We start from the raw sequence: 25,609 nt of genomic DNA, 5'->3' as shown, positions 1-25,609 counted from the left end.
TCCCTGGCGGCCGGCGCCCGCCCGGTCAGGAGTCCGTCTCTGTTTTTCCAGGGGCGAATCTTCCAGGAGTGAGCGCGTAGAAGGGCGTGAACCGGCCCCTTTCTCCGGGAGCAATGTTGGAACGGACGATCGAAGCGCTCTCAAGGGCGGCCAGATGGTGCCTGACCGAATCCCGGCAGGAGGCGATGCCGTTGCTGATGTCGGCTACCTTGCTAGCACCGTTGCTTGCCAGGTAGTCGACGATTTGGGCCCTGATCGGTGTTCTCCGCGTCCTTGCCGTCCGCTCAAGGGTTTGCACGTCCGTCGGGCTCTGGAGTTCAGAATCAGCGGTCATTGTCCATGTCCTTTCATTCGGTGTGTGGGGGATTTTGGTAGAAACGAGGGTGGCCGGGCGGGGCCTGGTCAGCGCATTGAAGCGGGCTCAAGCTCCCTGCTGAACTCAGCGTCCTGCGCGCCGTGGGGCGCTCCGGAAGGCTCCGCTTCGAGTCGGGAGGCGGACCTGTCGTGCTTCTGGCCGATGACGGCGGTGGCGATGGCATTTCCCAGGATGTTGGTGGCGGTGCGTCCCATGTCCAAGAGCTGGTCGATCACCAGCAGGACGCCAATGCCGGCGGCGGGGATACCGAAACCGGGGACCACGGCAGCCACGACGACGAGTGACCCGCGGGGCACGCCGGCCATGCCTTTGCTGCTGAGCAGGAGCATTGCGGTCATCGCGATCTGCTGGCCGAGGTCCATGTCGATGCCGTAGGCGTTGATCAGGAAGACCGACGCAAAGGTCATGTACATCATGGAACCGTCCACGTTGAACGAGTAACCCAGGGGCAGCACGAAGCCGGTGGTGCGCTTCTCGATGCCGAACTTGGTCAGGCCTTCGATGAGCTTGGGCAGGGCGGCTTCACTGCTGGAAGTGGCGAATGCGATAACCATGGGTTCACGCACAATCCGGACCAGCCGGAAGGCCGCCCGTCCGAGGAAAGCGACCGCGACGGCGATCATGATCGCCCAGAGTGCGGAGAGGGAGACGTAGAAGCCGCCGATGAACGAGGCATAAGTGGCAAACGCATCCAGGCCCTTGGAGGTGAAGGCTGCCGCGATGCCGGCGAAAACGCCCACCGGGGCCGCCTTCATCACATACCCGGTGACCTTCAGCATGACGCCCATCAGTTCATCGATGGCATCCGCGATGGAGGAGCGGCCCTTCTTTCGCAGATTCAGCAAGGCAATGCCGAACAAGGCGCCGAAAACAAGGATCTGAAGGGGGTTGTTGGCAGTCAGGGCAGCGAAGACGCTCGTCGGGATGATGTGGGTGATGAACTCCTGGTAATCGAGGGGCTTCGTTTCCATCCCCGCGTCGCCGCCTGGCATCAGGTTGAGCCCGTCACCGACGTTGAGCACATGGGCGGTGATGAATCCGAAGGCCCCTACCAGGACGGAGGCGGACAGGAACCAGACCATGGAGCGCCCAAAAAGCTTGCCCACGCCGGCGGACTTCGCCGCTCCAGCGATGCCGGAGACGAGGGTGGCAAAGATCAGCGGGGCGATGATCATTTTGATGAGGTTCAGGAACATGTGCGTCACGGTGTCGAGGACCGCCACGACGGATTCGCGCGTTTCCAGCGGCAGCAGCCAGTGGAACAGCAGCCCGCTGAGGATTCCGAAGACGAGTGCGGCCAGAATCCACATTGTTGATTTGTTTTTCATAGTCAGTCCTTGGGTAGAGACCGGGGATATTTGGGCACGGCGGTGTGCCCCTGCTCCCGTGGTCTTGCGGGGTGGTTGTCGCTGGTCGAGTTTGTCGAGACCTGGTTTCGACAGGCTCAACCGGCGGCGCTATTTGCTCAGGTTGGCCAGGCGTTGGGGGCTGAGGAGGTCTTCGAGTTGCTCGGCGGTGAGCAGGTTGTGTTCGAGGACGAGTTCGGCGACGCCTTTGCCGGTGGCGAGGGCTTCCTGGGCGATGGCGGTTGCGGTGGTGTAGCCGAGGTGGGGGTTCAGGGCGGTGACGAGGCCGATGGATTGTTCCACGGTGAGGCGGAGGTGTTCGGTGTTGGCGGTGATGCCCCGGACGCAGCGTGCCGTGAGGGTGCGGCAGGCGGCTTCGAGGTGGGAGATGCTCTTGTGGAGGCTGTGGACGATGACGGGTTCGAAGGCGTTGAGCTGGAGTTGCCCGGCTTCGGCGGCCATGGTGATGGTGACGTCGTTGCCGATCACCTCATAGGCGACCTGGGAGACGACTTCCGGGATCACCGGGTTGATTTTGCCGGGCATGATGGAGGACCCGGACTGCACGGCGGGGAGGTTGATTTCGCCGAGTCCGGCGCGGGGGCCGGAGGAGAGCAGCCGGAGGTCGTTGCAGATTTTGGAGAGTTTCACGGCGACGCGTTTGAGGACGCCGGAGAGGTGGACGAAGGCGCCGACGTCCTGGGTGGCTTCGATGAGGTCCGGCGCGGTGACCAGGGGCAGGCCGGTGATTTCGGCGAGGTGCCGGCAGGCTGCTTCGGTGTAGCCGGCGGGGGCGTTCAGGCCGGTGCCGATGGCGGTGGCGCCGAGGTTGATTTCGTGGATCAGCAGGTCCGCTTCGGCCAGGCGGAGCCGGTCCTCGCCGATGGTGACGGCGTAGGAGCCGAATTCCTGGCCGAGGGTCATGGGCACGGCGTCCTGGAGCTGGGTGCGGCCCATCTTCACCACGGTGCGGAATTCCACCGCTTTGGCGGCGAACGCGTCTTGGAGTTCGGCGAGGGCGGCGAGGAGTTCGCGGGCGGCGAAGATGGTGCCGAGTTTCACCGCGGTGGGGTAGACGTCGTTGGTGGACTGGGAGAGGTTGACGTGGTCGTTGGGGTGCAGGCGGGTGTAGTGGCCTTTGGGGTGTCCGAGGATTTCCAGGGCGCGGTTGGCGATGACCTCGTTGGCGTTCATGTTCGAGGAGGTTCCGGCGCCGCCCTGGATGACGTCGACGACGAACTGGTCGTTGAGTTTGCCGTTCATGACGTCGGTGCAGGCGGCTTCGATGGCGTGGGCGCGTTCGGCGTCGAGGAGGCCGAGTTCGTGGTTGGTGCGGGCGGCTGCGAGTTTCACGGCGGCGAGGCCGCGGACCAGGTACATGTTGGTGGAGAGCGGCTGGCCGGTGATGGGGAAGTTCTCCACGGCCCGGAGCGTGTGCACGCCCCAGTACGCGGCGGCGGGAACGTCCCGGTCACCCAGGAGATCATGCTCGGAACGTGTGTCCGGGGCGGTAAGGGAAATGGTCATTTGGGTCCTCGCAGGGCTTCGTTGACGGGTTTGGACGGTGAAATTTTGGCGCGCTTCAGGGACGCCGCAGGCAGCACGGAGGCATGGGTGTGCCGCGGCAGGGAGGCCGCGCGGGCATGCGGTGGTTGGGCGGGTCAGGGCACGCTGGGTGAAATTCGGGGCTTAGGGTTTAGCGCGTATGGCCGGACGTGGAGTTCTCGCTTCCGGGGACGATGGTGCCCAGGGCGCATTCCACCCCGTGCAGATGCATCCTCATGGCCTGGGATGCTTCCTCGGCTGATCCGCTCTCAATGGCAGCGAAAATGCGCGCGTGCTCTTCGCCGGATTCCTTGCGCCGGTCAGCCACGAGGTTGAGGGTGTTGGACTGGTTGGCCATGGCGTCGCAGATGTCCGACAGGAATGATTCGAACACGCCGTTCCCGCTGCACCGGGCGATGGTCACGTGGAACTCGGTGTTCAACAGCACCCACTGCTGCAGATCGTCCTCTTCGGACATTTCCCGAAGGATTTCCCGAAGAGCCTCCACATCTTCGGCGCTGCGGCGCTGGGCTGCCAGGCCAGCGGCAGGCACTTCGACGTGGGGGCGGGCTTCCACGAGGGCGCTGGCGGAGTACTTGCCGAGTTTGAGGTCCTGGGCCACCTTGTCAGCGATGACAAAGGTGCCCTTGCCTGTATGGGTGGCGGTCAGTCCCAGTGCGGTGCATGAACGCAGTGCTTCCCTGACCATCGTCCGGCTCACACCGTATTGCTTGGCGAGCGAGGCCTCCGAGTCGAGGCGGGTGCCGACCGGAATCCTGCCGCCCTCGATGGCGCTGCGAAGGGATGCGAACACCGCCTCGGCCGCCCCAACGCGCACCACTCGGTCTTGCGCAGCTGTCCAGCTGTCCAACAGGTTCATACGACGACTATGGCACTTGTCACAGAACCTGTCAAAGGGGTCCTGAATATTGCGTGGCCCGGGGTGCTTTCGCCGCCCACAAAGAACGCCGAATCAGCCGCGGTAGTCCTCCACCTGCTTGACCGGCCGCACCTCGGCCTCGTCCGGATTCTCGCCGTACTGCTTCTTGGCCCGCCGCTGGCGCAGCAGATCCCAGCACTGGTCCAGGTCCTCTTCGATGCGCTGCAGCCGTGAGCGGTCCGGGGCGTGATCGGCGCCGGGCGCGGCGGACTCCGCTTTGTCACGAAGCTCGCGTTCCTCGTCAACGAGGCTCTGGATGCGGTGCAGGATGTCCTGTTCGTCCACGGTGTCCTTCTTCCTGGAGGGGGTACCAGCCAGCGTAGTGTCGCCCGCGGTGCCTGACCAGATCTTCGCGGGGGCGTGCCGGCGCGGGCAACCGGAACAAACAGAAGCGGACGACGGCGGGAGGTCCCGCCGTCGTCCGCTTCCGGCTGTTATGGCCAGCAGCCGGTTCGGGCCTCGTCAGTCGCCCCCACCGCCGTCACCGCCGCCACCGCCGTCACCGCCGCCGCCCCCGCCGTCACCACCGCCGCCGTCGGAGTTGTCGCCATCGCCGAAATAGCCGTTGTAGCCTGAACCGCCTGATCGGGAACCAGTGGCACGGCTGCGTGGCTTCATGACCCCGAACAGCAGCACGCCGGCCGCCTGGGGGTCGCCCCCGGAGGCCGCAAAGACGGCCCTCCGTTTCACGCCGGCGCGCCAGGTGGTCCCGAGGACCAGGGCATACGAGAGCGCCAGTCCCAAGTAAGTGGCCGTCCGTGCGGCAGAGAACTCCAGCCCGAACGCGGCGATAACCATGGCTGCGAAGATCAGTCCTGCCGGAAAAGCAAGGAGAAGCCGAAGAATCAAGCGGCCACGCAGCCTGCCCTTCGACACGGGCAGCGGCGCGGTGCGCACGGATCTGGCGCCTCGCCGCCTGGCACTCATCGCGAGCCTCGGCGGTTCCATCTGGCCTCCCGGATACATAAGCCTTAGTCAAATGCCGTGTCCGGCATGGTCGTGGTGCTGTGTGGATCCTATGTCCCCGGTACCTCGCGCCTCTGGCCGTCGCCCGCGTTCTGTGCTGGACTGACTGCTGGGTTGCGCCTGCCAAGGGCACCGCCCACCAGTCGGCCAGCCGGCTCAGACCGGCCCAAAGAAGGGATCTGTCGCATGGCAACGTTCAAGATCGGCTACTTCGTCGGAAGCCTGGCCCGCGGCTCCATCAACCGCACCCTCGCCAACGCCTTGACCAAACTGGCTCCGGAGGACCTCGAGTTCACAGAGATCCCCATCAAGGACCTCCCGCTGTACAGCTACGACTACGACGCCGATTTCCCGCCCGCCGGCCGTGCGCTGAAGGAAGCCATCGAGGGCTCGGACGGCATCCTGTTCGTATCCCCCGAGTACAACCGCTCCATCCCCGGCGCACTCAAGAACGCCATCGACTGGGGGTCACGCCCCTGGGGAACCAACTCGTTCGCGCGCAAACCCACCGGCATCATCGGCGCCTCGCCGGGCAGCATCGGCACCGCCGTGATGCAGTCCTCGATGCGCGCCGTCCTCAGCTTCCTCGATGCGCCCCAGCTCAATGCCCCGGAGGTCTACCTGAAGTTCGATCCCGCCGACTTCGCCGACGACGGAACGGTCACCAACCAGGGCACCGCGGACTTCCTGCGACACTACATGGAGGAATACGGCGCTTTCGTGCAGCGGGTGCTTGCCGCCAACGCTCCCGGCCACATCGGCGACCCCACACCGGACGAGGCCAAGCTCTCGCGCTGAGTCCCAGGCAAGCGACAGCGGACGACGGCGGGACCTCCCGCCGTCGTCCGCTGTGGGATATTGCGGTGACCTGCGTTATTGAAACTCCCGCAGGGCCTCTGAATACTGGAAGGCAGGTTATTCAGGATCGGCCCGGGACGGTGTGGACATGACCAGCGAAGGATCCGGCAGCGCGTTCAGGCGGCGGGTGGAACGGGCTGCCGAACTGCGTGCCGTCCGGGCCACCGGCATGACGGCCCACGAGGAAGCCGAACTTACCGCCGCTGAGGAAAAGGAGCGGGAAAAGCGGCGGAAGGTGGATGACGCCAAGAGGGCCGAATACCTGATCCGGGACGCCATGGCCCAGGGGAAGTTCGACAACCTGAAGTACGCCGGCAAACCCATTCCGGGGCTGGGCGAGGGCTACGATCCCGACTGGTGGGTCAAGGGCCTCATCCAGCGCGAGAACATCACCGGCATGGGCCCGAAAGCCATTCTCCTGCGGACCGAGGACGCCGGGCTGGACGCCAGGCTCGACTCGCAGTATTCGGAGAAGCAGGTCCGCGAGATCCTGCAGGATTTCAATAAGCGCGTGATCGATGCCCGCCGCCAGCTCCAGGGCGGGCCGCCCGTCGTCACCAGGACCCGTGAGGTTGATGCCGAAGTGGAGCGCTGGCGCGAGCGGCGCGCCACCGCCGCTGCCGCCGCTGCGGCAGCGGCGCCGCCACCGGAGCCTGAAGGTAAGCACTCCTGGTGGCGGCGGATCTGGAACGGCGGAACGTAAAGCCACGCCGCTCCCGGACGTCAGACGGTGCGGTGGGCGCGGGACAGGTTCTCGGTGAGCTCGGCGGCATTCTGGCGAATCACGTAGGCCGGGCGGTCGCGTTCAACCCGCCAGCTTTCGGACAGGGGACCGACGTTGACGGTGTCGAAGCCAAACTCGTCGTAGATCCGGGTCACGAGTTCCGCAGCCTCGGGGTAGTTGCTGGCCGTGGCAAGGGCCCGGCGGCCTTCGGTGCCGGCCGGGGTCCCGTCGGTGGTGATCTCCTTCGCCATGATGTGGTTGAAGCCCTTGGCCACCTTGGAGGTGGGAAGGTGCTTCTGCAGCAGCCCGGACGTCGTCTCCTGGCCGCTGTCCAGTTCAGGGAAGCGGCCGTCCCGCTCCCAGTAGTAGTTGTTCGTATCGATCACGATCTTTCCTTCCAGCGGTTGCGCCGGAACGTCCCCGATGCTCTTGAGCGGCACGGTGACGACGGCGAAATCGCCCGCCGCTGCCGCCTCCGCCGCTGTTGCGGCCCGGGCCCGAGGTCCCAGTTCCGCCACGAGCTCCGCCATCGTTTCCGGCCCGCGCGAATTGCTGATGACCACGTCGTAGCCCAGCTCCACGGCCTTGCGGGCGATCTGGCTGCCAATGTGTCCTGCACCGATGATTCCGATTGTTGTCATGTCCGGGCCAACACCGCCCGGGCCGTGGATATTTCGGGCGCGCCACGATGTGTAGCGCCCCGCACGGAATCACCGCCAGTCCTCTTCGAAGTCCGGGTGATCTGCGTAGGGCAGCGCCAAGGCCTTCAGCGACCGCGTGGTCCATTCGATGGCTTCGGGAATCCAGCGGGATTCCTCCTCGAAGGGGTCGCTGACCATGGTGGCCAGCGCCGTCTGCCGCGCCGACTCAACGATCCGGATAACCCTCTTCTTCGCCTCGCACTCCAGCAGGAGCCGGTGCTCGTACCATTTCGCCGACTCGGAGACTGTGCGGTCACTGAGGATCTTGAGGGCCGCAGCTTCATCTTCCCTGACGCGCTCGGTCAGGAATTCGACAATGTCCACAACTTTTCAGCCGCCGGCAGCCCCGTCAGTGAGGTCGACGCCTGTGAGGTCGGCGCCTTCGGCAGGGTCCTGGGAGTGCACCCGGATGTCCCTGGGATCAGCGCTCTCGTCGCCCTCGGCCGGAGCTTCACTGTGGACACGCTCCGAAGCGCGTGGGTTTTCGCTCATGTCCGCTCCTTTGCTGTGCTTTGTGCTGTGGTTCAGGAATCCCCGTTACTGATCATCTAGCTCCCGTAGCCACAAGGCTGTCAAGGACCCTTCCACCCTGCCCGGTCCACTGCAGTGGAGGACAATAAGTCCCATCGGAAGACGGCCCAGCGAAGGAGCAGGACAGTGTCAGAGACGAACGGACCACGGCGCGCAGCGCAGCAGATGCAGGAAGCGGCCCGGTACCTGGCCCGCGCCACCAGGAACCTGGACGCTCCCTCGGACAGCCACGAAATCCTCCGCAGCCTGACCGAAACCCAGGGCTCCATCGCCCAGGCCATCCGCGAACTGGCCGCATGGCACCGGGCGGCGGCAGCAGGCACGCACTATTCCCGCCCCCACAACGAAAGCGCCCGCGGCGTGATGACCGCGGTGGCCGAACTGGACATCGCGGCGCAGGAAGCCGATGCGCTGCAGGAAACCCTCAACCGGGCCCACGGCGGCAGCAGCGTGGTGAACTGGATGGAAGAACCCGAACCCGAACCTGAGACGCCGGCCGGCGACGACTAAGCGCGAACGCAAGCGGACGACGGCGGGAAGTCCCGCCGTCGTCCGCTGCTTTCGGTGCTGAGTGCCCGCCGGGCGTGCCGCTATGCGTGCGCGTAGGTGAGGCAGTCGGCGTTGTCCGCGCCGGGACCCACATGGACCTCGGGCGCCTTGCACATCAGGTGGTCGTTATGGGCGCATTCGGAGCGCTGGCAGGCACCGACGTCGGCCAGGACCTTGGGCAGGCCGCCATGGGTGCCGGTGTCGATGAACGTGGCGCAGGATGCGTGGTCTTCGGTCCCGCCCACCGTGATGGCGGCGGCGTTGCAATGCGAATGGTCGTTGAAGGAACAGTTGGAAACACTGCAGTCTGCGACGTGCGTTGTCATAGGAGGGTCCTCCGTGGTTCGGCTGCCCGGGCGGGCGGCTCCCTGGGTCCACGGTAGGCCTGTCCTACCCAATCAAAAAGACCCAAACGCATGACCTAATTGAACCGCCCGCGCGGCGGTTAGGGCATTACGGCCTATGGCCGGGCAGCGCCGCGGCTCCTACAATTGAGGTAGGGCCGACGGCACGACTCCCGGCACGTCCGGGAGGCCTTCCCAAAGCAGCCGCCGGCCCCTAAACTCTGATCACCACCCGCACCATAAGAAGGCAGCTACACCAGGCTGTCTTCCTTTTCGTGCGCCTGGGCTCCCTCGGCCGGGGCTGTTGCCGGAGCCGACACGGTGGCGTAGTGGTGGAAGGGGTTGAACCGGCTGCGGGACAGCTCGCCGAATGCGTAGGCGGTCTCGGCGTGCTCGGACAGGTCCACGCCCACGTTTTCGGCTTCCTCGCTGACCCGGAAACCGAGCGTCTTGTGGATGGCGAGGCCCAGGACGGTGGTCACCAGGCCGGAGAGCAGGACGGTTACCAGGACGGCAACGGTCTGGGCCACCAGCTGGTGGAGTCCGCCGCCGTAGAAGAGGCCGCCGCCCTCGCCGTCCACCGGAAGTGCAATGAAGCCAAGGGCCAGTGTGCCGATGAGGCCGCCGCCGAGGTGCACGCCCACCACGTCGAGGGAATCATCAAGGCCGAACCGGTACTTCAGGTCCACGAAGATGGCGCACAGGGCGCCCGCCGCGAGGCCCAGGCCGATGGCGGCCACCGGGCTGATGTTGGCGCAGGACGGGGTGATGGCCACCAGGCCGGCCACTACGCCGGACGCGGCGCCCAGGGAGGTGGGGTGTCCGTGGCGGATCTTTTCCGTGACCAGCCAGCTCAGCATTGCCGCAGCGGGGGCCACCAGGGTGTTGATCCAGATCAGGCCGGCCTGCTCTGCCGTGGTGGCTGCCCCGCCGTTGAAACCGAACCAGCCGAACCAGAGGATGGCGGCACCGAGCATGATGAAGGGGATGTTGTGCGGGCGGTGGTTGGGGTCCTTGCCGAAGCCCTGGCGTTTGCCCACGATGACGGCGAGGACCAGCGCTGCGACGCCGGAGCTGATTTCCACCACGGTGCCGCCGGCGAAATCGATGACCTGCCCGAACACGGAGGTGATGGCTCCGTTGGCGCCCAGCAGGCCGCCGCCCCAGACCATGTAGGCGAGCGGGCAGTACACCAGGGTGATCCAGATGGGCACAAAGAGCGCCCAGGAACTGAACTTGGCGCGGTCCGCGATGGCGCCGCTGATGAGGGCCACGGTGACCATGGCGAACGTGCCCGCGTAGGCTGCCTTGATGAGGTCCGGGGAGCCGATGAGGTTGGTGAGCCCGAAGTTGGCGAACGGGTTGCCGAAGATTCCCAGCACGCCTTCGCCGCTGCTCATGGAGTAGCCCCACAGCACCCAGATGACGCCGACGATGCCCGCCGAGATGAAGCTCATCATGATCATGTTGAGCGCCGCCTTGGCCCGGGTCATGCCGCCGTAAAAGAGGCCGAGACCGGGCGTCATGATCAGCACAAGGGCCGTTGACACCAGCACCCAGACGTTTTCCGCAGTGATTTGCACCTGCGTGTCCCTTCTCATCAAGTCTTCCGTACGGGACCTCGAGTGATTCCGGGCCACGCCCCCGCTCAATGTTTCACGGTCCGTGTTTCCGATAATCGGGCGCTACGTTGCAGGAAAGTTACAGGACCAGGGCTTGCGTGAAGATCACGTGACCGCTGTGTTTCGGGCATGTTAACGAAAGGCCCCGGGCGCGGTGCCGGGATGCTTTTTGCGGTGCACGTTTCGGCGAGATGACCGGCTGCTCACCAGGCGCGGATCGGCGGTGGATCAACGGGGCGGGCCGGGGTCGGGCTTGCGTTAAAGCGAGAGAACGACGGCGGGATGTCCCGCCGTCGTTCTCTGTTGCCTTACGGGGTTGCCCCGGAAGGAAGGATCGGCCGGCTAACCGGCCAGGCCGGCCACGCCGAAGATGACCGCAGCGATCGCGAAGCCCATGACGCCGATCAGCGTTTCCATGACAGTCCAGGTCTTCAGGGTGGTCTTCACGTCCATGCCGAAGAATCGGCCCACCAGCCAGAAGCCGGAGTCGTTGACGTGCGAGACCACCACGGAACCGGCGGCCACGGCGATGACCAGGGCGGCCACCTGCATGCCGTTCATGCCGGCGAGGGCCACTGCGGGAGCGATCAGCCCGGCGGTGGTGGTCAGTGCCACCGTCGCGGAACCCTGCGCGATGCGCAGGATGGCCGAGATCAGGAAGCCGGCCAGCAGCAGGGGAATGCCGACGTCGCCCAGGACGCCGGCCAGTGCGGTGCCGATGCCGGACGTTCGCAGCACGCCGCCGAACATGCCGCCGGCGCCGGTGATCAGGATGACGGAGCAGACCGGGCCGAGGGAGGATTCGAGCAGCTTTTCCAGGGTGGCGCCGCGGGAACCGCGCAGCCTGCCCAGGACGAACATGGCCACCAGTACCGCGATCAGCAGTGCCACCGGCGTTTCACCAAGGGTGCGCAGGATCTGGTACCAGGCTTCGGTCTTTGCCGAGGCCGGAAGGACGCCGGAGGAAGCCAGGGTGCTGAGGCCGGTGTTGAGGAAGATGAGGACCAGCGGAAGGAGCAGGACGCCCACGACCGTGCGGAACCGCGGCGGGTTCTCTTCGGCGGCGGTGTCGGCGTGGCCCAGCAGTTCCGGAACGGGGAGGACCAGCTTCTTGCCGGTCCACAGACCGAACAGGTATGCGGTGACGTACCAGGTGGGGATGGCGGTGATGAGGCCGGCGATCAGCACGAGGCCGATGTTGGCGTCGAAGAAGGTTGCCGCGGAGACCGGGCCCGGGTGCGGGGGCAGGAAGATGTGCATCACGGAGAAGGCGCCTGCAGCCGGCAGGCCGTAGCGCAGCACGCCGCCGCCAAGGCGGTGCGCCACTGCGAAGACCACGGGCAACATGACCACCAGGCCGGCGTCGAAGAAGATGGGGAAGCCGAAGATCAGCGAGGCGAGGCCCAGTGCGAACGGGGCGCGCTTCTCACCGAAGAGGTTGATGAGGTAATCGGCCAGGGCCTTGGCGCCGCCGCTGGTTTCAACGATGCGGCCGAGCATTGCGCCCAGGCCCACCAGCAGGGCCACGGTACCCAGCGTGCTGCCGAACCCGTTGACGAGCACCGGAACCACCTTGTCCGCCGGGATGCCGGTGGCGAAGGCGGTGGCCAGGCTGATGAGGATCAGGGCCAGCAGCGCGTGCATGCGCAGCTTGATGATGAGGAACAGCAGCACCAGAATGGCGGCGCCGGCAATCAGCAGCAGGGGACCTGCGCCGAGGGTTTGAGTCCATCCTTCGATGGTCATGGTTCTCCTTTGAAACAGATGTGTTGGGGGGCTGTGAAGCTTAGGGGCTGTGGAGCCTGGGGGGATTGGGGGATCAGGAGGTGCAGGGGGCCTGGGCCGCCGGCAGGTGGAGGGCGGCCTTGACGGCCTGAACCAGGTCCTCGGGCGTGCGGGTGATGTCCAGGCGAAGGCTTCCGGCGGCGAGTTCCTGCGGCGTCAGCGGTTCCAGGGTGGCCAGCTGGCTGGGCAGGAGCGTCACCGGCATGAAATGGCCTTCGCGTCCGCGCATGCGCTCGCCGAGCAGGGCGGGATCGCCGTCGAGGTGGATAAAAACCACCGTGCCTTCCGCCTCGGACAGCAGCTGCCGGTAGCTGTGCTTGAGGGCGGAGCAGGTCAGGACGGTGCTTTTGCCTTCCGCGGCCTGGGCGGTCATCCAGTCCCGGATGGACTGCAGCCAGGGCCAGCGGTCCTCGTCCTGGAGCGGGATGCCGGCATTCATCTTGGCGATGTTGGACTCGGGATGGAACTGGTCCGCCTCGGCCATGTCCCAGCCGAGATCCCGGGAGAGGGCCCCGGCGATAGTGGACTTGCCGGCTCCGGCGACACCCATGACTACCAAGTGCATGGCAGGAAACTTCATTGTTCTACCTCCGTAGAAGACATCGTTGGCTTCGGAATGAAGCTCAGGCCAGCAGCGGACGCTGGATAGGAAAATAAGATAGCACCATTTGGATGCATTAGTAGCATCTTTTTGTAACACAGGTCATACCTTTACTTATTTGTGGCCTAAACTGGAGGCCAGGCGCCACGGCGCAGAGGGAGGCTTCAAACATGTCGACGGCGACAGACAACCACGCGGACGCAACCGACGGTGAGGCGGCGGTTCCGGCACTGCATCTGCGGGTACTGGACGCCCTCGGCGAAGCCATCGTTTCCGGCGAGTTGGCCCCGGGCCGACGGCTGACCCTGGACGATCTCCAGCAGCACTACAACGTGTCCCGCACCCTGGCCCGGGACACCATGCGCGTCCTGGAATCGATGAACCTGGTGTATTCCCGCCGCCGGGTGGGCATCGTGGTGCAGGACCCCGAACTCTGGAACGTCTTTGATCCCAAGCTGGTGCGGTGGCGGCTTGCGTCCAGCCGCCGGGCCGAGCAGTACAGCAGCCTCACGGAACTCCGGATCGCCGTCGAACCCATCGCCGCCGCGGGTGCTGCGCGCCGTGCGGGCGCAGCGGAACGCCGCCAGCTCACGGCGCTTGCTGCAGAACTGAGGCGGCTCGGCGAAGCCGGCGAGCTGGAAGCATTCCTCCAGGCGGACATCGCCTTCCACAGCCTGCTCCTGCACAGCAGCGGGAACGAAATGTTCAAGGCCCTGGACGGCATGGTGGCCGAAGTCCTGTCCAGCAGGACCAAGCAGGGGCTGATGCCCTTCAAGCCGCGTCCTGACGCTCTGGCGGCACACGAGGCCGTGGCGGCGGCGGTTGCCGGGGGTGATGCAGGTACCGCGGAGGCCGCCATGCACCAGATCCTCGACGAGGTCCGCACGGCGATGGGGCTGCCGTAGGGACTCGCGGGAGGGCGCCGGCTCAGCGGGAGGGCGCCGGCGTCGGGCCCTGGGGCGTGTACATGGACGGCGGCGGCGCCGGGAACGGCTCGGCCGGGTACAACCCCGCCACCTGCATCATGTAATTGGCCCACTGCGGACCGGCAAGCATGTAGCCGTCCACCGACTTGTAGAAGTTGCCGTTGATGGTGACGTTCTGGCCAGCCCGTTGCTGGCCTTCCAGGGTGTCTCCAAAAAACGACGCCGTGGCCAGGCCGGAGGTGTAGCCCGCCACCCAGGTGGCGCCGTTGTTGTTGGACGTTCCCGTCTTGGCCGCCACCGGCACCTTGCTCTGGACCTTCGGGTTGATGTAGATACCGGAGCCCATTTTCAGCACGTCCTGGAGCACCGCGTTGACGCCGCGGGCCACCTCGGGCTTGACGGCAGGGCGGCACTGGGAGGATTCGGCCGGCAGGTGCCGGCCTGCCGGGTCGCTCACGTCCGCGACGGCGACCGGGGTGCAGTAGCGCCCGTCGTTGGCGAAGGTGGCAAAGGCGTTGGCGAGGTGCAGCGGGGCCACGCCGATGGCGCCCAGCAGGTTGCCGAGCTGGTGCATGTTGACTTGGGCTCCGTCCAGGCCGCTGTGGAGGCCCACGGCATCCACCATCTTCTGGATACCGCAGAAGTCCAGCTGCGCGGCTTCAGCGAAGGTGGCCGTGTTGATGGAGTTGTACAGGCCGTAGTTGACGGGCATGGGCCGGTAGTAGCCCGGATCGTTGTTCTGGAGATCATCCGCTGCGCCCTCGTTCCTCTGGGCGGTGTTGTAGGCGCCCAGCACCTTTCCGCAGCTGGACCGCCACGGAAAGTCGAGGGGATAGGTGCGCCGGGAAGCGTCGATCATGGCGTTGATGGGCTTGCCCTCGTTCAGCCATTCCGCAAACGTGAACGGCTTCATGGTGGAGCCGGGCTGGAAGCCGCCAGCGCCGTTGAGGTCATTGCCGTTGGCGTCCTTGGAGTCGACATTGAAGTTCAGCTGGGTGTCGAATTTCCCTTCGGCCGGCAGGAAGACGGTGTTCTGCGCCATGGCCAGGATCCGGCCGGACCCTGGCTGGATGGTGACCAGGGCGGCGCCCCATTTGTCCGGATTCGCGCCCGCGGTGGCCTCCACCTGGGCCTGGGCAGCGGCCTGCAACCGGCTGTCCAGCGTGGTGACGATGGTCAGGCCGCCGCGGTATAGCAGCCTCTCCCTGTCGTTGGGGTCCGCTCCGTATGCCGGGTTGTTGAGGATCAGGTGGGACACGTAGTCGCAGAAGTACGGTGCGATCACGGCGGCGGCGCAGCCCTGCCGGCCCGGGGTGATCTTCAGCTCCACGCCGGTGGCCGCGGCGGCGTCGTGCTCGGCCTGGGTGATTTTCTTCTGCTCCAGCATGTTGCCCAGGACCTGGTTGCGGCGTTGCAGCGAGTTCTCCGGATGCACGGCAGGGTCGTAGAAGCTGGGGCTGTTCACCAGCCCGGCCAGCAGCGCCGCCTGCGGCAAGGTGAGGTCCTTGGCGGAAGCGCTGAAGAAGTGCCGGGCGGCGGCCTCGATTCCGTAGGCGTCCCGGTTGAAGAACACGATGTTCAGGTAGCCTTCGAGGATCTGGTCCTTGGTGTATTTCTTCTCCAGTTCGATGGCCAGCTTCATTTCCCGAATCTTGTCGCCCACGCTCTTCTGGCCGCTGAGGATCACCTGCTCGCCTTGATCCGCGGAAAGATACGACTCATTGATGACGTTGGTGACGTACTGCTGGGTCAGTGTGGATGCGCCCTGACGGCCGCCCTGGGTGACGTTGAACGTCAGCGCCCGGAGGATGCCCTGAGGGTCCACGCCGCCATGTTCGTAGAAGCGGCTGTCCTCGATTGCGACGATGGCGTCCTTGATGAACGGCGACATCTGGTCGAGGGTGACCCGAACCCGGTTCTCCGCGTAGAAGGTGGCGATGGGCTGGCCGTCTGAGGTCACCATCTTGGTGGCCTGCGACGGAGGATTGACCGTGAGGTCGCCCGGCAGGTTGTTGAAGAACGTGATCGAGCTGCTGACCGTCACACCGGCGGCTGCCACGCTGGGGGCCACAAGGCTGGCAGCCAGGACCCCGCAGACGGCGCTCACGGCAATAAATCCGATCAGCCTTGCCAAGGCTGCGGCCAGACGGGAACCCCATCGCTTCTTCGGCGCCATTTCTTCCAGCTATCACGCGTGCCAGTGCCTCAAGGCTACGCCGGGCCGCCGCCCGCAGGACAGAGTCCTAATGCCCGCACGGGCCCCACCACCGGCTTAGGGTCAGTAGCTGGCGGGGGTTTCGGGCGGCTCAGCCACCGGGTCCGGAGGGATGTATTCGGCGGCGAGGGCCTCGGAGCCGCGAGCCAGGATGGCGACGTCGGCGCCCACCAGCACAAACGCGGCGCCGGCCGCCAAGTAGCTGCGCGCGGTGGCGGGGTTGAAAGCGTTCACGCCGGCCGGTTTGCCGGCCGCTTTGGCGGCAGCGATGCAGTGTTCGACGGCGGCACGCACCTCGGGATGTTCCTGCTGTCCCAGCCCGCCCATGGAGGCGGCGAGGTCCGAGGGCCCCAGGAAGATGCCGTCCACGCCGTCGACTGCCAGGATGTTTTCCACCGCTGCGACGGCGGCCTCGGATTCAATCTGGACGGTGAGGCTGATGGTGTGGCTGGCGCGGGCGAGGTAGTCCGGAATCCGGTTCCATCGAGAGGCCCGGGCCAGGGCCGAGCCCACGCCGCGGACGCCGTGCGGCGGGTACCGGGTGGCGGCCACCGCGGCTTCGGCTTCGGCGGCGGAGTTCACCATGGGTACCAGCAGGTTCTGGACGCCGAGGTCCAGGTACTGCTTGATCAGTACGGTGTCGTTGACCGCCGGCCGGACCATCGCCTGGACCGGGTAGCCGCGGACCGCCTGCAGTTGGGCCAGGACGGATTCCAGCCCGTTGGGGCTGTGCTCGGCGTCGATCAGCAGCCAGTCCAGGCCGGCCCCCGCGCAGAGCTCTGCCACCAGCGGGCTGCCGGAGCAGACCCACATGCCGGTGAGAGGACGGTCCGAGCCGGCCAAGGCGTCGCGGAACGTGGCGTCCGGTTCTACTCGAAGCGGCATGTGACACTCCCCAGGGGTCCGTAGTCGGCATGGACGGTGTCGCCCTTGTACACCCAGAGCGGGCGGGTGAAGGAGCCGGCCAGGATGATGTCCCCGGCCTTCATCCCGTCACCGTGGGCGGCGATTTTGTTGGCCAGCCAGTGCACTCCGTTGGCGGGGTGGTCCAGGACCCCTGCCGCGACGCCGGTTTCCTCCACGGTCTGGTTCTTGTAGAGGATGGCCGACACCCAGCGGAGGTCGACGGCGTCGGGCTTGACCGGGCGGCCGCCCACCACCATGGCGCCCATCGCGGCGTTGTCCGCGATGGTGTCCACGATGGTCCGGCCCTCCATCTCAATCCTCGAATCCAGGATCTCCAGCGCCGGAACCACATAGTCGGTGGCGTTGAGGACATCAAAGATCGTGCAGCCCGGCCCCTTGAGGCCGGACTTCAACACAAAAGCGAGTTCCACCTCCACCCGCGGATGGGTGTAACGGTCCCACTGCACCGAGCACCCGGTTTCCAGGACCATGTCATCGAAGATGGCGCCGTAATCCGGTTCGGTGATGCCGGTCGCCGCCTGCATCGCCTTGGAGGTGAGGCCGATCTTGCGGCCTACGAGCTTCCGGCCGGCGTCCTCGTTGCGGTTCCGCCACAGCTGCTGCACGGCGTAGGAATCCTCCACCGTCATGTCCGGGTAGCGGGACGTCAGCCGGGGCACCGGCTTGCGGTTCCGGCCGGCCTCGAGCAGCTCGTCCGCGATGGCTTCGATCGTCTTGGCATCGAGCATGGCTACAGCTGCGCTCCGAGCTTGAAGCCGGTCCGGTCACCTTCGGGGGCTCCATCCTTGCGGGTGTAGGAGAAGCCGTCGGCGCCGACCGTGACGGCCATCTCGCTCTTGTCCATGCGTTCGATGACGGGCTGGGGGTTGCCGTCGAGGTCCAGCACCAGGGATGCCTCGGTGTACCAGGACGGGACAACGGGGTTGCCCCACCAGTCGCGGCGCTGGTTGTCGTGGACGTCCCAGGTGATGGTGGGGTTGTCCGGGTCGCCGGTGTAGTAGTCCTGGGTGTAGATCTCGATGCGGTGGCCGTCCGGGTCCAGGATGTAGAGGTAGAACGCGTTGGACACGCCGTGCCGGCCGGGGCCGCGTTCGATCCGGTCGCTGATGCGCAGGGCGCCCATCTTGTCGCAGATCTGGATGATGTTGTGCTTCTCGTGCGTGGCGAACGCGACGTGGTGCATGCGCGGTCCGTTGCCGCCGGTCAGCGCGGTGTCGTGGACGGTCTGCTTGCGGTGCATCCAGACGGCGTAGGAGACGCCGTCGGAGTCCTGGATGTCCTCGGAAACGCGGAAGCCGAGGTCCTCGAGGTACTTGCGGCCGCGGGGAACGTCCGGGGTGACCTGGTTGAAGTGGTCCAGCCGGACCAGTTCGCCGGCGGAGTAGAGGTCGTAGCGCTGGGTGAGGCGCTCCACGTGCTCCACGTCGTAGAAGAATTCGTACGGGAAGCCCAGCGGATCCTCCACGCGGACGGAATCGCCGATGCCCTTGGTGAACCCGTCCTTGCGGCGTTCGGTGCGGCAGCCCAGCTCCTTGTAGTACGCCTCGGCGGCGTCCACCTCGGCGGGGGACTTCACCCGGTAGGCGAAGGCCGCGACGGCGGCGATCGGCCCCTTGCGGAGCACCAGGTTGTGGTGGATGAACTCCTCGAGGGAGCGCAGGTAAATGTTGTTCTCGTCTTCCTCGGTGACGTGGAGGCCCAGGAGGTCAACGTAGAACTCGCGTGACTTGGCAAGGTCAGTGACCACAATCTCCATGTACGCGCAGCGCACGATGTCCGGTGCCGGGACGGAGGGCTTCGGGATGACGTTGTTCATGGTGTTCTCTCTTCGTTGAAAGGTGTCTGGCTGGTCTTTGGGGGGACGGACTGAGCGCCGGAACTAGGCGCCGAATTTGGGCGTGTGGACCGTTCCGAGGGTGATGTGGACGGCCTGCTGGTCGGTGTAGAAGTCAATGGAGCGGTAGCCGCCTTCGTGGCCCAGTCCGGAGGCCTTGACGCCGCCGAACGGGGTGCGGAGGTCGCGGACGTTGTGGCTGTTCAGCCATACCATGCCGGCCTCGACGTTCTGCGAGAAGTTGTGTGCCCGGGTCAGGTTCTGGGTCCAGATGTAGGCCGCCAGGCCGTACTTCGTGTTGTTCGCCAGGGCGAGGGCTTCGTCGTCGTTCTCGAACGGGGTGATCGCTACCACCGGACCGAAGATCTCCTCCTGGAAGATCCGCGCGTCGGGGGCGACGTCGGCGAATACGGTGGGGGCGATGTAGTTGCCATCCGGCAGGCCCTCGGGACGTCCGCCGCCGGCCAGCAGCCGGCCTTCTGACTTGCCGATCTCCACGTAGGAGGCCACCTTGGCGAAGTGCTCCGGGTGGACCAGGGCGCCCACCTGGGTCTTGGGGTCGTGGGGGTCGCCGACCACGATGTTCTTTGCGCGGGCGGCGTACTTTTCGCAGAACTCGTCATAGATGGCCCGCTCCACCAGGATGCGGGAGCCGGCGGTGCAGCGCTCGCCGTTGAGGGAGAAGACGCCGAACAGGGCGGAGTCGATCGCGGCGTCGAGGTCTGCGTCGGCGAACACGACGCAGGGGGACTTGCCGCCGAGCTCCATGGAGAGGCCCTTGAGGTTGGCGGCGGCGTTGCGGAAGATCGTCTGCCCGGTGGTGGTTTCGCCGGTGAAGGAAATCAGCGGGACGTCCGGGTGCTTGACGAGGGCATCGCCGGCTTCCTCGCCTAGGCCGTTGACCAGGTTGAAGACACCGTCGGGGAGGCCCGCGTCCTTGAAGATCGTGGCCCACAGCGATGCCGAGAGCGGAGTGAATTCGGCCGGTTTGAGGACCACGGTGTTGCCGGTGGCCAAAGCGGGGGCGAGCTTCCAGGACTCCAGCATGAACGGGGTGTTCCACGGGGTGATGAGGCCGGCGACGCCGATCGGCTTGCGGTTCACGTAGTTGATCTGCGAGCCCGGGACCTTCATGGCGTCGTCGAACTGGGCCACGATCAGGTCCGCGAAGAAGCGGAAGTTCTCGGCTGCACGCAATGCCTGGCCCTTGGCCTGGGTGATGGGGAGGCCGGTGTCGAAGGTCTCGAGTTCAGCGAGGCGTTCCTCCTGGGCTTCGACGGCGTCGGCGATCCTGTTCAGGATGCGGGCGCGTTCGCGGGGCTTCATCTTCGGCCAGGGGCCGTTGACGAACGCTTCGCGGGCTGCGGCGACGGCCAGGTCGATGTCCTCTTTCTGGCCGGCCGCGGCAGTGGCGTAGTTGGTGTTGGAAACCGGGTCCAGGACGTCGAAGGTCTTGCCGCCCACTGAATCAACGAACTGGCCGTTGATGTAGTGCTGGATGTGGGAGGGAAGGTCCTGCGGAACATAGTGGGTGGCTTCTGCGGCAGTGAACGTCATTGTTTTTCCTTACTGCTGTGCGGTCTGTTGTTCGGTGGAGGTGGCTTGCGCCAGGTAGGCGTCCAGGGTGGCGCTGCGGTGCAGGCGGGCCGCCCTTTCTATCTCGTCGGCGGCGGCACCGGTTTCAATGAGCCGGAGCAGGGCCTCATGTTCGTCCACGGAGTCGCGGGCGCGGCCCGGGACGAAGCGGAACGTGGAGGACCGCAGCGATGCGAGCCGGTTCCAGCCGCGGTGGACGAGGTCCAGGATGTGCGGATTGGGGCAGTGCTCGAACAGGACGCTGTGGAAGTCCTGGTTCAGCCGGGTGAAGCGGACGGGGTCGAAGTGTTCCAGGCATTCCCGCATTTCCTCGTTCACCGCCCGGGCCCTGGCCACGTCCGCCGCCCCGATCAGCGGAGCCGAGAGTGCCGTGGCGGCACCTTCGACGATGCTCAGGGTCTGCATGGTGTAGAGGTACTCGGTGGGGTCGATGCCGGACACGGTGGCGCCGACGTTCCGCTCGAACTTGACCAGCCCTTCGGCTTCGAGCCGGCGGATGGCTTCGCGGACCGGCACCACGCTGACGCCCAGGTCCTCGGCGATTTTCGCCAGCACCAGCCGGTAGCCGGGGGAGTAGGTGCCGTCAACGATCCGGGCCTTGACGGCGGCATAGGCCTGCTCGGACTTGCTTCGGGGGCCGGCGGCGGTGGCCGTCTCAGTCATTGGTTTGTCCGTTTCCCGTTGCTTCCCATTCCTCATACCTAAGGCGCCATTCCGCGTTCAGCGGGTAGAGGCCGTCCACACTGTGGCCCTGCTGGACCATCTCGGCGATGAAGACTTCCTCACGTTCCTGGGCGATGGAATCATCCGCAAGCTCTTCCGCGAGGGCCGGCGGGATCACCAGGATGCCGTCCGAGTCGGCCACGATGATGTCGCCGGGCTGCACGGTGGTACCGCCGCAGGCGATGGTGATGTCCGTGTCCCAGGGGATGTGCCGGCGGCCCAGCACCGCCGGGTGCGGGTTGGAGTAGTAGGTGGGCATGTCCATGGCGGCCACGGCGGAGAAGTCACGCACCCCGCCGTCGGTGATCACGGCCGCGGCGCCGCGCACCTGGGCGCGGAGGGCCAGGATGTCGCCGATGGTGCCGGTTCCCTTCTCGCCGCGCGCCTCCATCACCAGGATCTCGCCCTCGTTCACGGAATCGATGGCCTTCTTCTGGGCGTTGAAGCCGCCGCCGTGGGTCTTGAAGAGGTCCTCGCGGTTGGGCACGTAGCGCAGAGTCCGGGCCAGGCCCACAATCCGCTTTTCCGGGCGGGTGGAGGTGAGGCCGTCGATGCTGACGTTGTTCAGGCCGCGCTTGCGCAGCTGGGAGGAGAGGGTGGCGGTGCAGACGCTTTCCAGCTTCGCCTTGAGCCCGGCGGTCAGCACAGGGGCCGGCGACTCCGGTGCCTGGGCCGGGAGCCCGGCGGCTTCGCGGGAGCCGTACGCTTCCTCCCGCTGGAGATCATCGGTCCGGGGCCGGGCACCGAAGTCCGCGAACGGCGTCGTGCCTTCCGCCACCCGGGTGGCCAGGCGGCCGGTGCTCACCGCCCCGCCGCCACTTTCGACGGCGCTGACTTCGACCTCGACGACGTCGCCCGGTTTGGCAACGGAAGCGCCGGCCGGCGTGCCGGTCAGGATGATGTCGCCCTCTTCGAGGGTGAGCAGCTGGGAGAGGTCCGCCACGAGCCGGGCGAACGGGAAGAGGAGGTCTTCAGTGGTGTCGTCCTGGACAAGCTCGCCGTTATGCCAGGTGCGGACGCGGAGTTTGGCGGGGTCCACGGCGTCCGCGGCGATCAGTCCCGGGCCCACGGGAGTGAAGCCGTCGCCGCCCTTGGACCGGAGGTTGGAGCCCTTGTCCGCGTAGCGGAGGTCGTAGACGCCGAGGTCGTTGCTGGCGGTAACCCACTCGATGTGGCTCCAGGCATCCTCGATGCCCACGCGGCGGGCAGCCTTGCCGATGACCAGGGCGATCTCGCCCTCGTAGCCGAGGAGTTCGCAGCCGGCCGGGCGTTCCACCGTTGAAGGGGCTTCCGCTGAGCCGATTGCCAGGGAAGAGGATGGCTTCAGGAAGTAGGAGGGCTGCTCCGGAGTACGGCCGCGCTGGGCTGCCCGGCTGGGGTAGTTGATATGCACCGCGATGACTTTGCGGGCCGCGGCCAGGAGGTGGTCGGTGACCTGTTCCAAGAGTTACTCCTCATCGAGTACGAAATCGTATACGATAACTATTGCCTAGGAAGCGTGGAACGTCAATCCTTATGTTTTAGGGAGTTTCCGGGGCTGCTTGTAACGCAGGTCATATCTGCGTACAGTTTTGAATGAGCATCAAATTTCTATTATCGAACACTTAGTTCTGATATCGAATACATTCGACGGCGATACGCCGCCACACAATGAAGTGAGGACCCCCGTGCAATTCCACCATCACGGTTACGTATCCGGTGACCCGCGAGTCCAGCCGGCAGCAGGCGTAGGCATCAATCGGCCCACAGAGCTTCCTGAAGAGGTGGACGTCCTGATTGTCGGCACAGGCCCTGCAGGCATGCTGGCCGCCGCCCAGCTGTCCCAGTTCCCGGACATCACCACCCGCATCGTTGAACGCCGTGCCGGCAGGCTGCCCATCGGCCAGGCGGACGGCATCCAGGCGAGGAGCGTCGAGACCTTCCAGGCCTTCGGCTTCGCCGAGCGGATCATCGCCGAGGCGTACCACATCACCGAAATGGCGTTCTGGAAGCCGGACCCGGCGGACCACTCGCGCATCATCCGGGGAGCACGCGCGGTGGACGACGAGATGGGGATCAGCGAGTTCCCGCACCTCATCGTCAACCAGGCCCGCGTCCTGGACTACTTCGCCGAATTCATGGCGAACGCGCCCACCCGCATGGCGCCTGACTACGGCTTTGAGTTCCGGGGCCTGGAAGTCACCGGCGAGGGGGAGTACCCGGTCACCGTGACCCTGCTGCACACCGCCGGTCCCAACGAAGGCCAGGAGAAGGTTGTCCGGGCCAAATACGTGATTGGCGCAGACGGCGCGCGCAGCAAGGTGCGGGATGCGATTGGCTGCACCCTCGCCGGCGACGCCGCCAACCACGCGTGGGGCGTGATGGACGTTCTTGCCGTGACGGACTTCCCCGACATCCGCACGAAATGCGCAATCCAGTCCGGATCGGGCGGCAGCATCCTGCACATTCCCCGCGAGGGCGGCTTCCTCTTCCGCATGTATGTTGACCTCGGTGAGGTGGACCCGAACGATAAGGGTGCAGTGCGCAACACCTCGATCGAGGAGATCATCCGCAAGGCGAACGGGATCCTCCACCCCTACACACTCGACGTCCGCGACGTCGCCTGGCACAGCGTGTATGAGGTGGGCCACCGCCTCACCGACCGGTTCGACGACGTCCTCCCGGACCAGCGGGGCACCCGGACACCCCGCGTGTTCATCACCGGGGACGCCTGCCACACGCACAGCGCCAAGGCCGGCCAAGGCATGAACGTTTCCATGCAGGACGGTTTCAACCTGGCGTGGAAGCTCGGCCATGTCCTTGAGGGCCGCAGCCCGGAAAGCCTGCTGACCACCTACTCGGACGAACGGCAGGTCATCGCCAAGAACCTCATCGACTTCGACAAAGAGTGGTCCACGATGATGGCCAAGAAGCCCGAGGAATTCGAGAGCCCCTCCGAGCTTGAGGACTTCTACGTCAGCACCGCCGAGTTCCCTGCCGGGTTCATGACCCAGTACACCCCGTCGATGCTCACCGGCGGCGCCGAACACCAGGACCTGGCCGCAGGCTTCCCCATCGGCAAGCGCTTCAAGTCCGCGCCCGTCGTACGGGTCTGCGACACCAACCCCCTGCAGCTCGGACACCATGCCACGGCGGATGGACGGTGGCGCATCTACGTCTTCGCCGACGCGGCAGCGCCGGCAGCGGGACAGGAGGGTGCCCCCTCAGCGGTGGCCCACTTCGCCGAGTGGATCGCGAAGGCGCCGGACTCGCCGCTGGCCGCCACGCCGTCGGGCGCCGACCTCGATGCATGGTTCGACGTGAAGGTGATCTACCAGCAGCCCCACACGGACATCGACATCAACGCCGTCCCGGCAGTGTTCAAGCCGCAGGTGGGCCCGTTCCAGCTCACGGACTACGAGAAGGTGTATGCCACCGATCCGAAGGCGGACATCTTCGAATTGCGCGGCCTGGACCGTGGCGGCGTGATCGTGGTGGTTCGCCCGGACCAGTACGTGGCCAACGTCCTGCCCCTGGCTGCGACGGCGGAACTCGGCGCTTTCTTCGCGCCCCTCCTCGCGACCGGACGGGCTGCGGCCGTCTAGCCCCGGTGCTCGCCGGCGGGTGCCTGCCCGGTCCGGTAGTCGGCGGCTGCATAGACGCCGAGGATGCGCACTTCGGTGGTGAAGAAGTCCAGTTCCTCGAGGGCCAGCCGGACCGGCAGGTCCTCGGGGTGGCCTTCGACGTCGGCCATGAACATGGTGGCAGCAAACTCGTTGCCCACCATGTAGCTTTCCAGCCGGGTCATGTTCACGCCGTTCGTGGCGAACCCGCCGAGAGCCTTGAAGAGCGCGGAGGGGACGTTGCGGACCCGGAACAGGAAGCTGGTCACGGCCGGTCCCGGCAATGCCTCCCGGGTCGGCAGCTCCTTTTCCGGCGCCAGGACCACGAACCGGGTGGTGTTGGAGGGGTCATCCTCCACCCGCGAAGCGAGCACCTCCAGGCCGTAGATCTCGGCCGCGAGCGGGGGAGCGAGGGACAGCTTGGCAGGATCGTTCCACTCCCGGACTTCACGGGCAGAGCCTGCGGTGTCCCCGGCAATAACAGGCTTCAGGCCGGCGCTGCGGATGAGGCGCCGGCACTGGCCCAGGGCGTGGATGTGGCTGTGGACCTCGGTGGCGCCTTCGATGGTGCTTCCGGGGATGCCCAGCAGGTCGAAATGGATCGGCAGGAAGAACTCTCCCACGATCTGGAGGCGGGACTGGGGGAGCAGGACGTGGATGTCCGCCACCCGGCCGGCGATCGAGTTTTCGATCGGAATCATGGCCAGGTCGGCGTCACCGCCGGACACCAGCTCGAATGCGTCCTCGAAGCTGGCGCACGGGATGCTTTCCAGCTCCGGGAACATCTGGGCGCACGCAATATTGGAATTAGCGCCGGGTTCACCTTGGTACGCAATCTTCTGGGCCATGATCGGTATGGTTTCACGCCCGGCGCCCACCCACCCAACTGGCTCGCATT

General features: G+C 66.0%; 26 protein-coding genes. 5 read left to right on the top strand and 21 right to left on the bottom strand.

Annotation, left to right across the window (positions count from 1 at the left end; all coding sequences use genetic code 11):
• Positions 1–25: 25 nt before the first annotated feature.
• The 6 genes from TV39_RS17825 to TV39_RS22410 form a co-directional block, all read right to left on the bottom strand.
• A complete protein-coding gene (locus TV39_RS17825) occupies positions 26–334 on the bottom strand; it encodes an ArsR family transcriptional regulator (RefSeq protein WP_043484208.1) in 309 nt (102 codons plus the stop codon).
• A gap of 68 nt (positions 335–402) precedes the next feature.
• A complete protein-coding gene (locus tag TV39_RS17820) occupies positions 403–1,704 on the bottom strand; it encodes a dicarboxylate/amino acid:cation symporter (RefSeq protein ID WP_043484206.1) in 1,302 nt (433 codons plus the stop codon).
• 129 nt (positions 1,705–1,833) lie between these two features.
• On the bottom strand, positions 1,834–3,249 hold the full coding sequence (locus tag TV39_RS17815; protein WP_043484204.1) for an aspartate ammonia-lyase: 1,416 nt from the start codon (positions 3,247–3,249) through the stop codon (positions 1,834–1,836).
• 169 nt (positions 3,250–3,418) lie between these two features.
• On the bottom strand, positions 3,419–4,147 hold the full coding sequence (locus TV39_RS17810) for a FadR/GntR family transcriptional regulator (RefSeq protein ID WP_043484202.1): 729 nt from the start codon (positions 4,145–4,147) through the stop codon (positions 3,419–3,421).
• A 93-nt stretch (positions 4,148–4,240) separates the two neighbouring features.
• Positions 4,241–4,492 (bottom strand): DUF2630 family protein, encoded by a 252-nt coding sequence (locus tag TV39_RS17805; protein WP_043484198.1) that lies wholly within the window; start codon positions 4,490–4,492, stop codon positions 4,241–4,243.
• A gap of 177 nt (positions 4,493–4,669) precedes the next feature.
• On the bottom strand, positions 4,670–5,104 hold the full coding sequence (locus TV39_RS22410; RefSeq protein ID WP_043484195.1) for a hypothetical protein: 435 nt from the start codon (positions 5,102–5,104) through the stop codon (positions 4,670–4,672).
• A gap of 255 nt (positions 5,105–5,359) precedes the next feature.
• On the opposite strand from TV39_RS22410, the gene TV39_RS17795 reads away from it, so the two are divergent.
• Both TV39_RS17795 and TV39_RS17790 read left to right on the top strand, forming a co-directional pair.
• Positions 5,360–5,971 carry an NADPH-dependent FMN reductase gene (locus TV39_RS17795; protein ID WP_043484192.1) on the top strand — a complete coding sequence of 204 codons (612 nt, stop codon included), beginning with the start codon at positions 5,360–5,362 and terminating at the stop codon, positions 5,969–5,971.
• A 148-nt stretch (positions 5,972–6,119) separates the two neighbouring features.
• Positions 6,120–6,734: a J-domain-containing protein gene (locus TV39_RS17790; protein WP_043484739.1), complete on the top strand. Its 615-nt coding sequence runs from the start codon at positions 6,120–6,122 to the stop codon at positions 6,732–6,734.
• A gap of 20 nt (positions 6,735–6,754) precedes the next feature.
• Here TV39_RS17790 and TV39_RS17785 read toward each other — a convergent pair whose 3' ends face one another.
• The 3 genes from TV39_RS17785 to TV39_RS22405 all read right to left on the bottom strand — a co-directional run bounded on the left by TV39_RS17785 (position 6,755) and on the right by TV39_RS22405 (position 7,948).
• Positions 6,755–7,396 carry an NADPH-dependent F420 reductase gene (locus TV39_RS17785; protein WP_043484189.1) on the bottom strand — a complete coding sequence of 214 codons (642 nt, stop codon included), beginning with the start codon at positions 7,394–7,396 and terminating at the stop codon, positions 6,755–6,757.
• 69 nt (positions 7,397–7,465) lie between these two features.
• A complete protein-coding gene (locus TV39_RS17780; RefSeq protein ID WP_043484186.1) occupies positions 7,466–7,780 on the bottom strand; it encodes a DUF6221 family protein in 315 nt (104 codons plus the stop codon).
• A 6-nt stretch (positions 7,781–7,786) separates the two neighbouring features.
• Positions 7,787–7,948 carry a hypothetical protein gene (locus tag TV39_RS22405; protein WP_200891050.1) on the bottom strand — a complete coding sequence of 54 codons (162 nt, stop codon included), beginning with the start codon at positions 7,946–7,948 and terminating at the stop codon, positions 7,787–7,789.
• Positions 7,949–8,113: 165 nt separating this feature from the next.
• Here TV39_RS22405 and TV39_RS17775 point away from each other — a divergent pair, with 165 nt between their 5' ends.
• Positions 8,114–8,497, top strand: coding sequence for a hypothetical protein (locus tag TV39_RS17775; RefSeq protein WP_043484183.1), 384 nt, complete (start codon positions 8,114–8,116; stop codon positions 8,495–8,497).
• Between the two features lie 80 nt (positions 8,498–8,577).
• On the opposite strand, the gene TV39_RS17770 is transcribed toward TV39_RS17775, so the two are convergent.
• The 4 genes from TV39_RS17770 to TV39_RS17755 form a co-directional block, all read right to left on the bottom strand.
• Positions 8,578–8,862 (bottom strand): DUF1540 domain-containing protein, encoded by a 285-nt coding sequence (locus tag TV39_RS17770; protein WP_043484181.1) that lies wholly within the window; start codon positions 8,860–8,862, stop codon positions 8,578–8,580.
• A 269-nt stretch (positions 8,863–9,131) separates the two neighbouring features.
• The gene (locus TV39_RS17765; protein WP_235347436.1) at positions 9,132–10,463 is read right to left on the bottom strand and encodes an ammonium transporter; all 1,332 of its coding nucleotides are present in this window, start codon (positions 10,461–10,463) and stop codon (positions 9,132–9,134) included.
• Between the two features lie 381 nt (positions 10,464–10,844).
• Entirely contained in the window at positions 10,845–12,248 is a 1,404-nt protein-coding gene (locus TV39_RS17760) for a GntP family permease (protein WP_043484177.1), read from the bottom strand.
• A 73-nt stretch (positions 12,249–12,321) separates the two neighbouring features.
• Complete coding sequence (locus TV39_RS17755; protein WP_043484174.1) at positions 12,322–12,867, bottom strand: gluconokinase; 546 nt, start codon at positions 12,865–12,867, stop codon at positions 12,322–12,324.
• 191 nt (positions 12,868–13,058) lie between these two features.
• Here TV39_RS17755 and TV39_RS17750 point away from each other — a divergent pair, with 191 nt between their 5' ends.
• Positions 13,059–13,793 (top strand): FadR/GntR family transcriptional regulator, encoded by a 735-nt coding sequence (locus TV39_RS17750; protein WP_043484172.1) that lies wholly within the window; start codon positions 13,059–13,061, stop codon positions 13,791–13,793.
• Positions 13,794–13,815: 22 nt separating this feature from the next.
• Here the strand turns inward: TV39_RS17750 and TV39_RS17745 are convergent, their stop codons facing one another.
• From TV39_RS17745 to TV39_RS17715, 7 genes are all read right to left on the bottom strand, one after another.
• Positions 13,816–15,990 carry a transglycosylase domain-containing protein gene (locus tag TV39_RS17745; RefSeq protein WP_043484170.1) on the bottom strand — a complete coding sequence of 725 codons (2,175 nt, stop codon included), beginning with the start codon at positions 15,988–15,990 and terminating at the stop codon, positions 13,816–13,818.
• A gap of 102 nt (positions 15,991–16,092) precedes the next feature.
• Positions 16,093–16,914 (bottom strand): aldolase/citrate lyase family protein, encoded by an 822-nt coding sequence (locus tag TV39_RS17740; protein ID WP_200891049.1) that lies wholly within the window; start codon positions 16,912–16,914, stop codon positions 16,093–16,095.
• Positions 16,899–17,684, bottom strand: coding sequence for a 2-oxo-hept-4-ene-1,7-dioate hydratase (gene hpaH, locus TV39_RS17735; protein WP_043484169.1), 786 nt, complete (start codon positions 17,682–17,684; stop codon positions 16,899–16,901). The genes TV39_RS17740 and hpaH overlap by 16 nt, the downstream gene beginning before the upstream one ends.
• 2 nt (positions 17,685–17,686) lie before the next feature.
• Positions 17,687–18,772 carry a 3,4-dihydroxyphenylacetate 2,3-dioxygenase gene (gene hpaD / locus TV39_RS17730; protein ID WP_043484166.1) on the bottom strand — a complete coding sequence of 362 codons (1,086 nt, stop codon included), beginning with the start codon at positions 18,770–18,772 and terminating at the stop codon, positions 17,687–17,689.
• Positions 18,773–18,835: 63 nt separating this feature from the next.
• On the bottom strand, positions 18,836–20,347 hold the full coding sequence (hpaE, locus tag TV39_RS17725; protein ID WP_043484165.1) for a 5-carboxymethyl-2-hydroxymuconate semialdehyde dehydrogenase: 1,512 nt from the start codon (positions 20,345–20,347) through the stop codon (positions 18,836–18,838).
• A gap of 9 nt (positions 20,348–20,356) precedes the next feature.
• On the bottom strand, positions 20,357–21,049 hold the full coding sequence (locus tag TV39_RS17720; protein ID WP_043484163.1) for a GntR family transcriptional regulator: 693 nt from the start codon (positions 21,047–21,049) through the stop codon (positions 20,357–20,359).
• Positions 21,042–22,553 (bottom strand): fumarylacetoacetate hydrolase family protein, encoded by a 1,512-nt coding sequence (locus tag TV39_RS17715; protein ID WP_043484160.1) that lies wholly within the window; start codon positions 22,551–22,553, stop codon positions 21,042–21,044. The genes TV39_RS17720 and TV39_RS17715 overlap by 8 nt, the downstream gene beginning before the upstream one ends.
• A gap of 223 nt (positions 22,554–22,776) precedes the next feature.
• Between TV39_RS17715 and TV39_RS17710 the strand changes: the two genes are divergently transcribed.
• Entirely contained in the window at positions 22,777–24,693 is a 1,917-nt protein-coding gene (locus TV39_RS17710; protein WP_043484158.1) for an FAD-binding monooxygenase, read from the top strand.
• On the opposite strand, the gene TV39_RS17705 is transcribed toward TV39_RS17710, so the two are convergent.
• Positions 24,690–25,559: a prephenate dehydratase gene (locus TV39_RS17705; RefSeq protein WP_043484157.1), complete on the bottom strand. Its 870-nt coding sequence runs from the start codon at positions 25,557–25,559 to the stop codon at positions 24,690–24,692. The genes TV39_RS17710 and TV39_RS17705 overlap by 4 nt on opposite strands.
• Positions 25,560–25,609: the final 50 nt, after the last annotated feature.

This window comes from Arthrobacter sp. SPG23, assembly GCF_000876655.1.
Taxonomy (GTDB): Bacteria; Actinomycetota; Actinomycetes; order Actinomycetales; family Micrococcaceae; genus Arthrobacter.
Note: the sequence above shows the minus strand (reverse complement) of the source record. Positions and strands in the feature narration are given on the sequence as shown.